Below are 14,503 nucleotides of genomic sequence, written 5' to 3'. Positions count from 1 at the left end.
CCATGCAACGGCCCTTGAACACAAGCCGCGAAATCCATTCGGTCATGGCGATTTTTTGTGGTAGGGTTCGCGCCCTCAAAATTCCCGCCGGCAGTTTCTAGCCGGGAATATTCGGTGACAAACGGTGTAATCCAGTAGTAATGCGGCCTACACGGGTGTTCCATGATTCATACACATTTTACCCACAGCGTTATCCACAGGTAGTGCGTTGCTAAGCCCCCGAAAACGCATTATCTTGTACCTCGGCGCTAAAAAAACCCTACATGTAGGGTTTTCAGCGAAAAGACCAAACACAGATCAGACAAGAAACTCAAGCGCTTTCTTGCTCGTGCTTGGTTGAACCAAAGCATTTTTTGAAAGCCCAAACCGCGCACGCGGATGGCAACCGTTTTCCAGCCCGATTGGCAGAAAACGGTACGGGTGTTGCAGGGCTTGAATGGGGCCACTGTCACCCACCAGGAATACGGCTAAGGGCTCCCCGGCCCCGAACCAAAGACTTCGGCATGGAAGCGGCGCGATGAGCTCCCTTCCTCCTGTCCCGAAGTTGTTATGCCAGGCCCAGGCCTGCTGTAAGTGCTTCAGGACGGAACGGTGGGCACCGTGATGGTGCCCAAATAAATATAGAATGTGGAGACACCCCCTCATGCAAACCGACACAACTCGCGAGAACCCGCAGGGCTCCGTGCCGCAGGCCGCTGATTCGAATCTGGATCTGTCCGCCACTGCACCTGGCCAACTGCGTGTGATCAAGCGTAACGGCACTGTCGTTCCTTATACCGATGACAAAATCACCGTCGCCATCACCAAAGCGTTTCTTGCAGTTGAAGGCGGCACCGCTGCCGCTTCGTCGCGCATCCACGACACCGTTGCCCGTCTGACCGAACAGGTCACCGCGACCTTCAAGCGTCGCATGCCATCGGGCGGCACTATCCACATCGAAGAAATCCAGGACCAGGTCGAACTGGCCCTGATGCGTGCCGGCGAGCAGAAAGTGGCCCGCGACTACGTGATCTACCGTGATTCGCGCGCCAAGGAACGTGCCGTACGTTCCCCGGCCGAAGAAGCCGCCGTACAAGCGCACCCGTCGATCCGCATCACCCTGGCTGACGGCAGCTTTGCCCCGTTGGACCTGGGCCGCCTGAACACCATCATCACCGAGGCCTGCGAAGGTCTGGAAGAAGTCGACGGTGACCTGATCCAGCGCGAAACCCTGAAGAACCTGTACGACGGCGTCGCCCTGACCGACGTCAACACCGCCCTGGTGATGACCGCCCGTACCCTGGTTGAACGCGAGCCGAACTACTCGTTCGTGACCGCGCGCCTGTTGATGGACACCCTGCGTGCCGAAGGCCTGGGCTTCCTGAAAGTCGCCGACAGCGCCACTCACCACGAGATGGCCGACCTGTACGCCAAGGCCCTGCCGGCCTATATCGCCAAAGGTATCGAATTCGAATTGCTGAACCCGATACTGGCCACCTTCGACCTGGAAAAACTCGGCAAGGCAATCAACCACGAGCGTGACCAGCAGTTCACCTACCTGGGCCTGCAAACCCTGTACGACCGTTACTTCATCCACAAGGACGGCATCCGCTTCGAACTGCCGCAAGTGTTCTTCATGCGCGTGGCCATGGGCCTGGCGATCGAAGAGAAGAACAAGGAAGACCGCGCGATCGAGTTCTACAACCTGCTGTCGTCCTTCGACTACATGTCGTCGACTCCGACCCTGTTCAACGCCGGTACCCTGCGTCCTCAGCTGTCGAGCTGCTACCTGACCACCGTGCCGGATGACCTGTCGGGCATCTACCACGCGATCCACGACAACGCCATGTTGTCCAAATTCGCCGGCGGCCTGGGCAACGACTGGACACCGGTGCGCGCACTGGGTTCGTACATCAAGGGCACCAACGGCAAGTCCCAGGGCGTCGTACCGTTCCTGAAAGTGGTGAACGACACCGCCGTCGCCGTGAACCAGGGTGGCAAGCGCAAAGGCGCTGTATGTGCCTACCTGGAAACCTGGCACATGGACATTGAAGAGTTCATCGAGCTGCGCAAGAACACCGGTGATGACCGTCGTCGTACCCACGACATGAACACCGCCAACTGGATCCCTGACCTGTTCATGAAGCGCGTCTTCGATGACGGCAAGTGGACCCTGTTCTCGCCATCCGAAGTGCCGGACCTGCACGACCTGACCGGCAAGGCCTTCGAAGAGCGCTACGAGTACTACGAAGCCCTCACCGAGTACCCAGGCAAGGTCAAGCTGTTCAAGACCATCCAGGCCAAAGACCTGTGGCGCAAAATGCTGTCCATGCTGTTCGAAACCGGCCACCCATGGTTGACCTTCAAAGACCCATGCAACCTGCGCAGCCCGCAGCAGCACGTGGGCGTGGTGCACAGCTCGAACCTGTGCACCGAGATCACCTTGAACACCAACAAGGACGAGATCGCCGTTTGCAACCTGGGCTCGATCAACCTGCCGAACCACATCGTCAACGGCAAGCTGGACACCGTAAAGCTTGCACGCACCGTCAACACCGCCGTACGCATGCTCGATAACGTGATCGACATCAACTACTACTCGGTGCCACAGGCGCAGAACTCCAACTTCAAGCACCGTCCGGTTGGCTTGGGCATCATGGGCTTCCAGGACGCCTTGTACCTGCAGCACATCCCTTACGGTTCCGACGCTGCGGTCGAATTCGCCGACAAGTCCATGGAAGCGGTCAGCTACTACGCGATCCAGGCTTCCTGCGACCTGGCCGACGAGCGTGGCGCCTACGAGACGTTCCAGGGTTCGCTGTGGTCCAAGGGCATCCTGCCGCTGGATTCGCAACAGATCCTGATCGAAGCCCGTGGCCAGAAGTACATCGACGTTGACCTGAACGAAACCCTGGACTGGGCGCCGGTACGTGCCCGTGTGCAGAAAGGTATTCGTAACTCCAACATCATGGCCATCGCACCGACCGCCACCATCGCCAACATCACTGGCGTGTCGCAGTCGATCGAACCGACCTACCAGAACCTGTATGTGAAATCGAACCTGTCGGGCGAATTCACCGTGATCAACCCGTACCTGGTTCGCGACCTGAAGGCCCGTGGCCTGTGGGACTCGGTCATGATCAACGACCTGAAGTACTACGACGGTTCCGTGCAGCAGATCGAACGCATCCCGCAAGAACTCAAAGAGCTCTACGCGACCGCTTTCGAAGTGGACACCAAGTGGATCGTTGACGCCGCCAGCCGTCGTCAGAAGTGGATCGACCAGGCCCAGTCCCTGAACCTGTACATCGCCGGCGCCTCGGGCAAGAAGCTGGACGTGACCTACCGCATGGCGTGGTACCGTGGCCTGAAAACCACTTACTATCTCCGTGCCCTGGCTGCGACCAGCACCGAGAAGTCGACCATCAACACCGGCAAGCTGAACGCAGTGTCCAGCGGCAACCACGGTGATGACTCGGTACTCGCAGCACCCGCCGGCCCAGCACCGGTGCCAAAAGCCTGCGCGATTGACGAGCCGGATTGCGAAGCTTGCCAATAAGCTGAGCCAGTCCAGGGATATTGTCCCCCTGGATTGAAAAAGCCCGATAGACCCCGACTGCATAGGGTTTATCGGGCTTTTTGCTGACTGCCTTAGAGAAACGCGTACGCAATACCCTGCTTTGGCGCGCCACCTCGGCGCCCCCACAACTCCACGCGCCCGTCGATGACCACCATCGAATGGCGATCGTAGGCCACGACGCCGAGCTTGCCGCTCGCCAGCTCACTGCTTGAGGACTGCCTGTAAAGCCCTTTCAAACCCAGACGATCCAATGCTTCGCGGGGCATTTCGCCGTTATTCAAACTTTGCATCGCATGGGCGAAGCTTCTTTTTGATTGGCTAGGGTTGTCGTCCAAGCCATTCCCTTCCATCTGTGCCCGCTTGGCGCTCGCTGCAAACATGAAGTTGGCATCGGTCAGCATGCCCGGATTGTCACCCTTGAACTGCGCATACCTGGCCGCCTGCTTTAACTCATCCTTGGATAGATTAAGTTCGAAGCCGTCGCGCATCTTCACGTGATAACCGTCTGCCGTCTCTTTTACCTCCTTGAACACGTCAGTGGGTTTCTGACCAAACTTCATCATTGCGCCCTTTATCGCTGAAACCGTGACGCAATTGCCATCGGGGCCCTGGCTGAATCCACTCCAGATGTTGTCCGGTTTTTTTCCTGGGTTACTTTGATCAGGCTTGTAGTTGAAGTGCTTGGAGCCTTCCGTAATCGGCAGATTACTCATGGGCTCGCTGGGCCCAAAATTACCGGGGCTTGGCCTGCCACCACCGCCCCCACCGCCCCCACCTGGCGACGGGCCAGGAGAAGGCGGCGAAGGTGTGGGTGATGTATCGTCCGTTTCCGGAAACCATTCTTTCATCAGGCGCCGCAGCATCTCCAGCCAGGAGACGTCTGCCTTCTCCATCAACTCCTGCATGATCTCCTTGAACTTTTCATCACCCAGTTCTTCGCGCTTCTCGTTCAACTTGTCACGAAGGTCCTGGACGGTTTGGCTCTTGGATGTTTTCTCGGCATCTCTCAACTCATTGAGCAGTTGCCTCACTGATTCTGCATCAGAGGACTTGCCTCCCCCGGGTTCATCCGACTGACTTTTGCGTCTGTATAGACCGGCGCTGTAGTTATTCAGAACAAACCAATGGCTGCCTGCTGGCATCCCTTCCCACTGCTTGTAGATCGCCATGCCACTCTCCCGATGGTCCATGGGCGACATGCGCCCGTGTCCCGTGCGTGGCGCAAGGGGCGTTGGGCGTTCCAGCAGCAAGGCGAGATGAAACAGGCAGTAAACTAGCAACGCGCGCGCACAAAAAAGCCCCTCGATTGAGGGGCCTTTTTGTGTGCAGGTATTTTTTGAGCAGGGGTATCAGGTCATCTGAATGATGGTCTGCATGATGGTGCTTTGGGTGGAGATGGTCTTGGCGTTCGCCTGGTAGTTGCTCTGGGCCTTGATCAGGTCCACCAGTTCGTTGGTCAGGTTAACGTTGGAGTTCTCCAGGGAGTTGGCCACGATCGAACCCAGGGTGCCGGCTTGCGGGTTGTCATAACCCGGCTGGCCCGAGGCGAAGGTCTCTTTCCAGGTGGTCGCACCGGCTGGCTGCAGGCCCTGCTCGTTGTTGAAGCTGGCCAGGGAGATCTGGCCGATGGCCTTGCTCTGCTGGTTGCTGAAGGTGGCGAACAGGACGCCGCTGCCGTCGATTTTCAGGCCGGTGATCTGGCCGGTGGCATAGCCGTCGGTGACCGGAGGGTTACGGTAGGTAGCCGAGTTGTACTGGGTAATGTTGGCCATGTTGATGGCGATGCCGCCCGGGTTGGCATCCGCACCGTTAGCCTTCCACACGCCGTCAGTCACCTTGCCTGGAACCCACCCGGCAACGGTCAGGGTCTTGTCGGACACACCATTGGTGACGACAGTAGTCAGATTGCCAGCGCCATCGAAGGTCAATGTCGACGGCACGGGTGGCGTCGAAGGGGTGCCAGTCGGGGCCGAACCATCAGGGTTGCGACCGTCAATCAGGGTATAGGCATTCCACTTGTTGCCGTCGGTTTTCACCAGGTACTGCACCATCGGGTGCGCGTTCCCCTGAGAGTCGTACAAGGTGGTGCTGTATTGGGTGGTGAAGGTCTCGGTCTTGGTCGGGTCAAACGGCTTGGCCGCCTGGTCAATCACCGGCTCCGAGGAATTCAGGTTACTGGTGGAGTCGACCTTGGTGGATGCCTTGGGCGGCAGATTCGCCAGGTTCAGTTGCAGATCGACCAAGCCGCCCTTGGTGATCTTGCCATTATCGTCCGCGGCATATCCTTGCAGGCGCGAAGTGCCGGTGTTGTTGGTGATGTAGCCGTCCTTGTCCGCACGGAACGCACCACTACGGGTGTACTCCAGCGAACCGTCGCTGCCCTTCTGCACGAAGAAGCCACCGCCCTGAATCGCCATGTCGAGGATGCCGCCGCTACCGTTGACATCGCCCTGGGTGAACTGCTGGGACACCGCCGCCAGGTTCACACCGTTGCCGATGCTGTTCTGGCCGGTGCCCAGCTTGGAAGCCGCGTAGATATCGGCGAATTCCGCACGGGATGACTTGAAGCCAGTGGTCGCGACGTTGGCGATGTTGTTGCCGGTCACGTCCAGTTGTTTGTTGGCCGCATAGAGGCCGCTAAGGCCGATATTAAAAGACATGTTTCTCTCCTTCTGCCGTATTTAGCCGGCTCTATGTACCGATAGTCTGAATTTGCGACAGCTTGACGCTGCCCATGCCGCCTGCAAGGTTGAGCAGCATTTCGCCGCCAGTCTTGCTCAGGGTCACACTGGTGACCGTGGCGGGCAGCGAAGTGGCCAAGGCCACTGCGTCGCCTTTGTCGTTCTTGGTGGTGGCGTTGAAGGTGTAGGTGCCAGCTGGGGCGACCTCGCCCTTGTCGTTCTTGCCGTCCCAGATAAAGCTTTGGGTGCCGGCACTCTGGGCGCCCATGTCAACGGTGCGCACCACATTGCCGTCTTTGTCGGTGATCTTGACGGAGACATTGCCCACCGCCGAGGTCACTGCCACCGAACCGGTCATGCTCTTGCTGGTATCCACCATGGCCTTGTCGGTCTGGATGATGATCGAACGCCCCACCAGCGACGAAGCCTGCAGCGCCTGCGAGGAGCTGAAGTTGCTGGAGATGTTGTTCACCGAGTCATTCAGGGTGTTGATGCCTTCCAGGCTGCTGAACTGGGCAAGCTGCGCGACGAACGCGCCGTTGTCCTGAGGCGACAGCGGGTTCTGGTTTTTCAGTTGAGTGACGAGCAGTTGCAGGAAAGCATCCTTGCCCAGCGACTGGTTGCCCGTCGCCGTCTTGGAAGCGTCACTGACGCTGCTGTTATTCGTCGCGGTCTTGACCTTGGAATTGAAAAGGTCCTGAACCGCCGTGTTGTTAGACGTATCAACGATGGCCATTATTTGGCGCCCCTTATCACTGACCCAGGGTCAGAACCTTCTGCATCATGGTTTTGGCGGTGTTCATCATTTCCGCGTTGGTCTGGAACGAGCGACTGGCGGAGATCATGTCAGCCATTTCCTCGACCACGTTGACGTTGGGGTAGTAGACGTAACCCTTTTCGTTCGCGGCCGGATGGTTGGGCTCGTAACGGGCCTCCAGGTTGCTCTGGTCTTCGACCACGCCCAACACCTGCACGCCTGAGCCGGCGGCGTCCTGGTTCTGGAACAACGAATCGCTGCCGTTTGCCTGACCACCCTGGAACATGGTGGCAAACACCGGATGGCGGGCGCGATACGTCTGGTCAATGCTCGACGAGACAGTCTCGGCGTTGGCGATGTTACTGGCGACGGTGTTCAAACGCGTGGTCTGCGCGCTCATGCCACTGCCGGCAATATTGAAAACACTGGACAGAGACATGGCTTACTCTCCACGCAGGGCTGACATCAGCCCTTTGAATTTGCTGTTGAGCAGGGTGAAGCTGGCCTGGAAGTTCACCGAGTTTTCGGCGTAGTTCGATTGCTCCAGCTGGGCGTCGACGGTGTTCTGGTCGATCGACGGCTGCATCGGCGTGCGATACAGCAGCGACTCGTCACCCTTGCTCAGGCCTTGCGCTTCGATATGACGGCTGTTGGTCATGTTCAAGGCGAAGGTGCCGTTCTTGGTCTTGTCCTGCTGTGCGGCGAGCACGGCGGAGAAGTCCAGGTCCCGAGCCTTGTAGTTCGGGGTGTCGGCGTTGGCAATATTGTTGGCCAGGACTTCGGCACGCTGGGCGCGGAAGCCCAGGGCTTGTTCGTGGATACCGAGCGCTTTATCGAAGCTGATGCTCATGGCGGAAACCTTTAGGCTGACCTGCTGTTCGTTAGCAGGGTTATAGCAAGGTGCATGCCAATCTTGCGAGAGCCCCTATATCAAGGGTTTGGAGGGGAGTCGACGGCGGCTATGCCAGAAAAGCGGCAAGCGATTTCCGCGTAGCGCCATTAAAGCGGCAATGGGCAGTTGCCGCTTTACGCCAGCTTGCCGAGAAAAAAATGTGGGAGCTGGCTTGCCTGCGATGGCGGGGCCGACCAATTCATCGACTGACACAACGCCATCGCGGGCAAGCCCGGCTCCCACAGTTTTATTGCATACCCCAGGCTACTTGGCCTGGTAGATGATCCCCGGGCTGCATTGCACCATCTGGAAGTGATCCGGCAGCCCATTGAGCGCCTCGGAAGCACCGAGGAACAGATAACCTCCGCGCTTGAGCGTGCCGTGGATGCGCAACAGGATGTCTTTCTTCACTTCAGCCGAGAAATAGATCAGCACGTTGCGGCAGAACACCATGTCGAACTTGCCCAGGCTGGCGTAGCTGTCGAGCAGGTTGAAAGAGCGAAATTCGACGCGGTTCTTGATCGGCGCCTTGATCGCCCAACGCCCTGCCCCTTTGGGGTCGAAGTAGCGTTGCAGGCGTTCCTGGGACAAACCTCGGCCCAGGGCCAGGCTGTCGTACTCACCGGTCTTGCAGTTGGTGAGCATGGTGCCGGACAAGTCCGTGGCCACAATTTGCGCACCGGCTTTCAACTGGCCCATGTTGGTCCGCTCGAACTCATCGATGGACATCGAGATCGAGTACGGCTCCTGCCCCGAAGAACAGGCCGCCGACCAGATACGCAGGCGCTGGCCCGGGCTGGCCTTGATGGCTTCGGGCAACACTTTGTTCTTGAGCACTTCAAAGGGATAGGTATCGCGAAACCATAAGGTTTCGTTGGTGGTCATGGCATCGACCACCATTTCCTTGAGCCCACTGCGCGGCTGCCCCTGGATCCGCTGGACCAACTCACCCAGGGACTTGATGCCCTGCTGTTCCATCAGCTTGTTGAGACGGCTGGATACCAGGTACTGCTTGTTTTCACCGAGCAATATGCCACAGGCTTTTTCCAGGAAGACCCGGAACTGTTCGAAATCCAAATTACCCGTAGACAATGATGCCGCCTCTTAAATCGTGTGACCGCCGGGGGACATCCCCTAGCCGTGATCTGCTGCCTTGATCCGGTCGACTACCCGGGATGCGAGGTCATCAGGACGGAATTTGGCCAGAAAGTCATCCGCACCGACCTTCTTGACCATTGCCTGATTGAATACCCCCGACAACGAAGTATGCAGGATGATATGCAATTTTTGCATGCGTGGATCGTTACGTATCTCGGCCGTGAGCGTATAGCCATCCATTTCCGGCATCTCGATGTCAGAGATCATCATCAAGAATTCTTCTTCGGGCTTCTTGCCTTCGTCCGCCAGCTTGCGCAGGTAATCCAGGGCTTGGCGTCCGTCATTGAGGGCCACCACCTCCACCCCGACGGTTTGCAGGCAACGCGTGACCTGCTTGCGCGCCACCGAAGAGTCGTCCACGGTCAACACGCGCAGCGAAACCGCCTTGTGTGCCGTTTCGGCATCCACCACTCCGACGGAGATGGTTTCCGAGGTGGGGGCCACTTCGGCGAGGATCTTCTCCACGTCGATGATTTCCACCAACTGGTTATCGACCCGCGTCACCGCCGTCAGGTAGTGATCGCGCCCCGTGCCCTTGGGCGGCGGATGGATCTCTTCCCAGTTCATATTGACGATGCGCTCCACCGAGCGCACCAGGAAACCCTGGGTCTTGGTGTTGTACTCGGTGATGATCACGAAAGGGTTCTGGCGGTCTTGCAAACCCGCGGCCCCCGTGGCCATGGCCAGGTCAAGAATCGGAATGGTCGCGCCCCGGATGTTGGCCACGCCACACACCACCGGACTGGACTTGGGCATGATCGTCAACTTGGGACATTGCAGCACTTCACGCACTTTAAACACGTTGATGCCATACAACTGATTGCCATCCAGGCGGAAAAGCAACAACTCCAGGCGATTCTGCCCTACCAGCTGTGTGCGCTGGTTTACTGAATCCATTACACCTGCCATGCCCAGACTCCTAAATCCTAGGGGTACGACGCGTACCCAACACTAAACGGCACGAGCTTTGCTATTTACTGAGTATGGATATTAAAACGACAGTTTCCCGACACCCTGGCCGCTCACGCTACCGCAGACTGCTCTGCGCCGCGATGGCGCTGCTTGTCTCGGGCCTGGGCGTCACGGCCCGCGCCGACAACGTTACCCTGCCTGATCTACTTATCGGCGTCACCCAAGGCTTTCTTGAGTTCACTGTAGAAGATTATCTGGCGACCACCCAGACGCCGGGGCGTTATGAAATTCAGGTCAACCAGTTGGACCCACGTTTGCGCATGCCAATGTGCGACAAGGAATTGACAGCCACCCTGGAAAGCCCCGCCCAGCCTATCGGCCGTGTGACCGTGAAGGTGCGCTGTGAGGGCGCCTCGCCCTGGACGGTATTTGTGCCGGCGCAGGTCAAGCTGTTTCGCGACGTAGTGGTAGTGGCGCGGCCATTGAAGCGCACCGGCATCATCGGCTACGACGATGTGGCGCTGCGCGAGAGGGACATCAGCTTGATCAACCAGGGCTACCTGACGTCACTGGACCAGGCCGTCGGGCAAAAACTCACCCGCCCCGTGGTCACTGACCAAGTCCTCACACTGGTTCATCTGGAACAGGCGGAGGTGATTCGCAAGGGTGACCAAGTGGTGATTTCCGCCAGCAGTGGCGGCCTGAACGTCAGGATGCCGGGCGAGGCGTTGTCCAACGGCGGCATGAGCGAACAGATCCGTGTCAAGAACCTCAACTCCAATCGCGTGATCAAGGCGCGGGTCACGGCGCCAGGCCAAGTCGAGGTGGCGCTATAGATGACTGGAATCAAATGCCAGCTTTTCCTACACTGTGTGCTGGATATTGAGCCGAACAGGTTTATTGTCAATCGAGCCTAAAGTTTGCCCGGGTATGGCCGAAAACATGGCAAGCGTCCAAATACCCAGAGGTTTTTCAACATGGTCATTGATTTCAGTCGTTTGAATAACACCCCGGCCTTGCCCGGCAATACGCGCACCGGCGGTGCCAAGGACAGCGTAGAAGCCAAGCCGCAGCCCTTGCCTGCCAAAGCAGAGCAGGCCGCCGCCAGCCAGAGTGGGGAATCGGTACACCTGAGCAATGAGGCTCAACAGTTGCAAAAGGTCACTGACTCGCTGCGCGATCAACCCGTCGTCAACAAAGCCCGCGTGGCCGAGTTGAAACAGGCTATCGCCGATGGCAGCTATAAAGTCGACAGCAACCGTGTAGCCAGCAAGCTGCTCAACTTCGAAGCCGAGCGCTAGGCAAAGGCCTGCGCAGGGCTTTTGGACGCTTAAAACCCAAGGCCAGCCATGCACCACGACGAACATTTGCTCCAACTGATCATTGATGATCTGGCGCCGACGCAACAATTGCTCGAGCTGCTCAAGGAAGAATCCCTGGCCTTGTACGGCCGGGACATGCCCTTGCTGGAAGAAATCCTGGCGCGCAAACAGTCGCTGATTGTCTTGCTCGAACAGCACGGCAAGAAGCGCAGCGAGATTCTGATCAGCCTGGGCCTGCCTGCCGACCACGATGGCCTGGCACAACTGGCCAGCCACTCTTCAGTCGGCGATCAACTGCTGGCACAGAGCAAAGAACTCAATCATTTGCTCGCACAGTGCCAGGAAGCCAACCTGCTCAACGGTCAGTCGATCCAGCTTCAGCAAGCCACGACCGCCAATCAGCTGCGCATACTGCACGGCGGAGAGCCTCCGGCCCTGTATAACGCCCAAGGCTCCACCTCACGCCTGGTCAAGCCAAGCACCCGCAGCCAAGCCTGACACCGGTTTACAGCGCGACCTATCCAAGGCGCGCTACATACTGGCAAAATGCCGGTTCTTGCGTGTAGTCGTATTTTGCCTGGAGATGGAAGAACCGTGTTCAACGCCCTTAATGCGGAAGATGCACCGCAGCCACCCAAGGTGCTCACCACGCCTCTGGAAATCGCCAGCACGTTGCGGATGCTGCAAGAAAGCCATGACCCGCTGATCATCACTTTCCACGAACGCAGCCAGCGGTTCCAGAGCTACCTGGTGGACATTGACCGCGACAGCAAGACGCTGGTACTGGACGAAATGATTCCCCGTGACGGTGAACGCTATCTTGAGAATGGCGAAGCCTTCCGTATCGAAGGTTTCCATGAGGGCGTGCGGGTTGCCTGGGAAAGCAACGGCACCTTGACCATCAGCGAAAAAGGCGGCCACCGCATCTATAGCGGCAGCCTGCCCGGCGAAGTGGTTTACCATCAACGACGCAATGCCTTCCGCGCCGCACTCAAGCTTGCGCAGCTGGTGGACATTCAGTTGGGTGGCGAGAAGCTCAAGGCACCTATCAGCGGTAAGCTGCTGGATATCTCGGCAACCGGCTGCAAATTGCGCTTTGAAGGCGATATCTCCGAACGTCTGCAGTTGGGCCAGGTCTATGATCGCTTTATTGCTGCCCTGCCCTTCGGCAGCATGACCACCTCCGTGGAACTGCGCTACCTGCACTTCGAAGACAAGATCAACACCACCTTTGCCGGCGTGCGCTTTCACAACATGAGTGGTTTGGTGCAGCGACAAGTGGAACGCTTTGTCTACCAATTGCAGCGAGAAGCTCGGCGCTTCGATAAAGACGACGATCTTTAAGCGTTAGACGCTGAGATAAAAAAACGGGCAGATCCTGATGGGATCTGCCCGTTTTTTCGTTCAGGGGCGCGCCCTGCTTAAGTCATGGGGATGTTCGTCCGGGTCTGGTGGCTCGTGCGGTTCTTCGCTCGTTGGCTCCTCGGTATCAGGGACGGGCTCTGGGTCAGGAACAGTGACTTGCATCTGCTCCTGCACCACCTGCTCATCCACCCGCGGGTCAAGGGCAGCCACCAAAGGCGAACTGGACATGCTGTCGGGCATCGCCACGTGATGCAGTGGTGCGTCGTCGACCTGATGCAGGTTGGTTACCGCCTTGGGTCGAATGCGCCACACCAGGATCAGCGCGCACAGGCTGAAAAACGCGTAGAGCATCTGGCTGCCGAATAGCTTCATCACCACACCGGCCAACAGCGGCCCCACGCTGGCGCCGATCCCGTAGGTAACGAGCAACATGGCCGTCAGTGACACCCGGCGATCGCCTTCCACATGGTCGTTGGAAAAGGCCACCGCCAAGGGGTAAAGGCAGAACTGCACCAGCGAACAGAAGAAGCCCGCCACGAACAACACCTCCAGCGGTACCTGCGTCATGATGGCCAACGGTAAGGCCGTTATCGCCAGGCACAAGGCAAAGCAGCGAATCAGCAGCGCGCGGTCATAGCGGTCCGACAACCAGCCCAGTGGCCACTGCACGACCAATCCAGCAAAAATGCAGCTACCCATGAACAAGCCGACTTGCTCAGTCGTCAGGCCCTGCTGAGAGGCGTAGAGCGGCGCCAAGCCGTAGAACGAACCGACGATCAACCCAGCGCCCAACACGGTGCTGAGCGATTGCGGCACGCGCTTGATAAAGAAGCGCGGCTCCATCGGAGCCGGGTGCAGTGGGGCCGGGTGAATGCGTCGGGTCATCGCCACAGGGACCAGGCACAGCGCAAAGCACAGCGCTACGAGCATCAACAGTTCAAGCCCGAGATGGGGGTGCATGACCAGGATCAATTGGCCCAGCACCAACCCAAGGTAGGACGCAATCATGTAACCGCTGAACACTACGCCGCGCTGCTTGGCGTCTGCCTGCTCATTGAGCCAACTCTCGATGACCATGTACTGGCACATCATCCCCAGGCCCACGATCATCCGCAGCACAATCCAGGCTGGCAGCCAATCAATCAAACCGTGACCCAGCACTGCTGCGCCGACGATCCCGGCGCAGGTAGCGTAGGCACGAATATGCCCGACCCGGGCAATCAAGCGGTGCCCGAGCTTGCCGCCCAGCACCAAGCCAAAATAGTTGGCAGCCATCAGCGCACCCACCCACAGGCTGTCGACGTTGTCTGCTGCCAGACGCAAAGCCAGATAAGTACTAAGCAGGCCGGAGCCGATCAGCATCATCAAAGAGGCGAAATAAAGGGCTCGAAAAGATTTCCAGATCTGGCGCATCGGCGTTCCGAGCGGCTCCTTGCGGTGAGGGGTAGGGCTATCAGCATGATAGTCCGGGGCGGTTGAGTCCGGACAGACGGTAGGGTCTGTTTCCGGGGATTATTTTGTTTCACAGCTCAGACGATACGTGGGTGTCTGTGAGGTACATAACCGTGGAGATAAATACACGGCGCACCACCTGTGAACCTTGATAACACGCAAGGTTCGACTGGTATTGGGGTATCTGTACAAAAGGCGTCAATGGAACGCTGTGCAGGCTTTGGAAGTTGGCGTTCTTTTCGAGCGCCCAAAACAAAACCCCAACTGCTTTCGCAATTGGGGTTTCGGAATTTAATCTTGACGATGACCTACTCTCACATGGGGAAACCCCACACTACCATCGGCGATGCATCGTTTCACTGCTGAGTTCGGGATGGGATCAGGTGGTTCCAATGCTCTATGGTC

At 58.1% G+C, this 14,503-nt stretch carries 13 protein-coding genes and 1 rRNA gene; 5 read left to right on the top strand and 9 right to left on the bottom strand.

Features of this window, described 5'->3' with window-relative positions; genetic code table 11:
- The first annotated feature begins 643 nt into the window (after positions 1-643).
- On the top strand, positions 644-3,538 hold the full coding sequence (locus JMV15_RS26510; protein WP_003193565.1) for a ribonucleoside-diphosphate reductase subunit alpha: 2,895 nt from the start codon (positions 644-646) through the stop codon (positions 3,536-3,538).
- Between the two features lie 92 nt (positions 3,539-3,630).
- Here JMV15_RS26510 and JMV15_RS26505 read toward each other — a convergent pair whose 3' ends face one another.
- From JMV15_RS26505 to JMV15_RS26475, 7 genes are all read right to left on the bottom strand, one after another.
- On the bottom strand, positions 3,631-4,728 hold the full coding sequence (locus JMV15_RS26505) for a hypothetical protein (RefSeq protein WP_172832660.1): 1,098 nt from the start codon (positions 4,726-4,728) through the stop codon (positions 3,631-3,633).
- A 180-nt stretch (positions 4,729-4,908) separates the two neighbouring features.
- Positions 4,909-6,219, bottom strand: a complete 1,311-nt coding sequence (gene flgE, locus JMV15_RS26500) for a flagellar hook protein FlgE (RefSeq protein ID WP_014719578.1) — start codon at positions 6,217-6,219, stop codon at positions 4,909-4,911.
- A gap of 31 nt (positions 6,220-6,250) precedes the next feature.
- The gene (gene flgD, locus JMV15_RS26495; RefSeq protein ID WP_014719579.1) at positions 6,251-6,976 is read right to left on the bottom strand and encodes a flagellar hook assembly protein FlgD; all 726 of its coding nucleotides are present in this window, start codon (positions 6,974-6,976) and stop codon (positions 6,251-6,253) included.
- Positions 6,977-6,992: 16 nt separating this feature from the next.
- Positions 6,993-7,436, bottom strand: coding sequence for a flagellar basal body rod protein FlgC (gene flgC, locus JMV15_RS26490; protein WP_014719580.1), 444 nt, complete (start codon positions 7,434-7,436; stop codon positions 6,993-6,995).
- A 3-nt stretch (positions 7,437-7,439) separates the two neighbouring features.
- Positions 7,440-7,847, bottom strand: coding sequence for a flagellar basal body rod protein FlgB (gene flgB / locus JMV15_RS26485; RefSeq protein WP_003193573.1), 408 nt, complete (start codon positions 7,845-7,847; stop codon positions 7,440-7,442).
- A gap of 306 nt (positions 7,848-8,153) precedes the next feature.
- Entirely contained in the window at positions 8,154-8,981 is an 828-nt protein-coding gene (gene cheR / locus JMV15_RS26480; protein ID WP_014719581.1) for a protein-glutamate O-methyltransferase CheR, read from the bottom strand.
- A gap of 42 nt (positions 8,982-9,023) precedes the next feature.
- Entirely contained in the window at positions 9,024-9,956 is a 933-nt protein-coding gene (locus JMV15_RS26475) for a chemotaxis protein CheV (protein ID WP_003193578.1), read from the bottom strand.
- A gap of 74 nt (positions 9,957-10,030) precedes the next feature.
- Between JMV15_RS26475 and flgA the strand changes: the two genes are divergently transcribed.
- The 4 genes from flgA (at position 10,031) to JMV15_RS26455 (ending at position 12,625) form a co-directional block, all read left to right on the top strand.
- On the top strand, positions 10,031-10,795 hold the full coding sequence (flgA, locus tag JMV15_RS26470) for a flagellar basal body P-ring formation chaperone FlgA (protein WP_014719582.1): 765 nt from the start codon (positions 10,031-10,033) through the stop codon (positions 10,793-10,795).
- Between the two features lie 141 nt (positions 10,796-10,936).
- Positions 10,937-11,260, top strand: a complete 324-nt coding sequence (flgM, locus tag JMV15_RS26465; protein ID WP_019817214.1) for a flagellar biosynthesis anti-sigma factor FlgM — start codon at positions 10,937-10,939, stop codon at positions 11,258-11,260.
- Positions 11,261-11,308: 48 nt separating this feature from the next.
- Complete coding sequence (locus JMV15_RS26460) at positions 11,309-11,779, top strand: flagella synthesis protein FlgN (protein WP_014719584.1); 471 nt, start codon at positions 11,309-11,311, stop codon at positions 11,777-11,779.
- A 96-nt stretch (positions 11,780-11,875) separates the two neighbouring features.
- The gene (locus JMV15_RS26455; protein ID WP_014719585.1) at positions 11,876-12,625 is read left to right on the top strand and encodes a flagellar brake protein; all 750 of its coding nucleotides are present in this window, start codon (positions 11,876-11,878) and stop codon (positions 12,623-12,625) included.
- Positions 12,626-12,685: 60 nt separating this feature from the next.
- On the opposite strand, the gene JMV15_RS26450 is transcribed toward JMV15_RS26455, so the two are convergent.
- Together JMV15_RS26450 and rrf are read right to left on the bottom strand one after the other, a co-directional pair.
- Entirely contained in the window at positions 12,686-14,059 is a 1,374-nt protein-coding gene (locus tag JMV15_RS26450; RefSeq protein ID WP_014719586.1) for an MFS transporter, read from the bottom strand.
- 334 nt (positions 14,060-14,393) lie between these two features.
- Positions 14,394-14,503 (bottom strand): 5S ribosomal RNA (gene rrf / locus JMV15_RS26445); the annotation flags it as partial.

The organism is Pseudomonas paracarnis (assembly GCF_904063055.1).
Classification (GTDB): Bacteria; Pseudomonadota; Gammaproteobacteria; order Pseudomonadales; family Pseudomonadaceae; genus Aquipseudomonas; species Aquipseudomonas paracarnis.
Note: the sequence above shows the minus strand (reverse complement) of the source record. Positions and strands in the feature narration are given on the sequence as shown.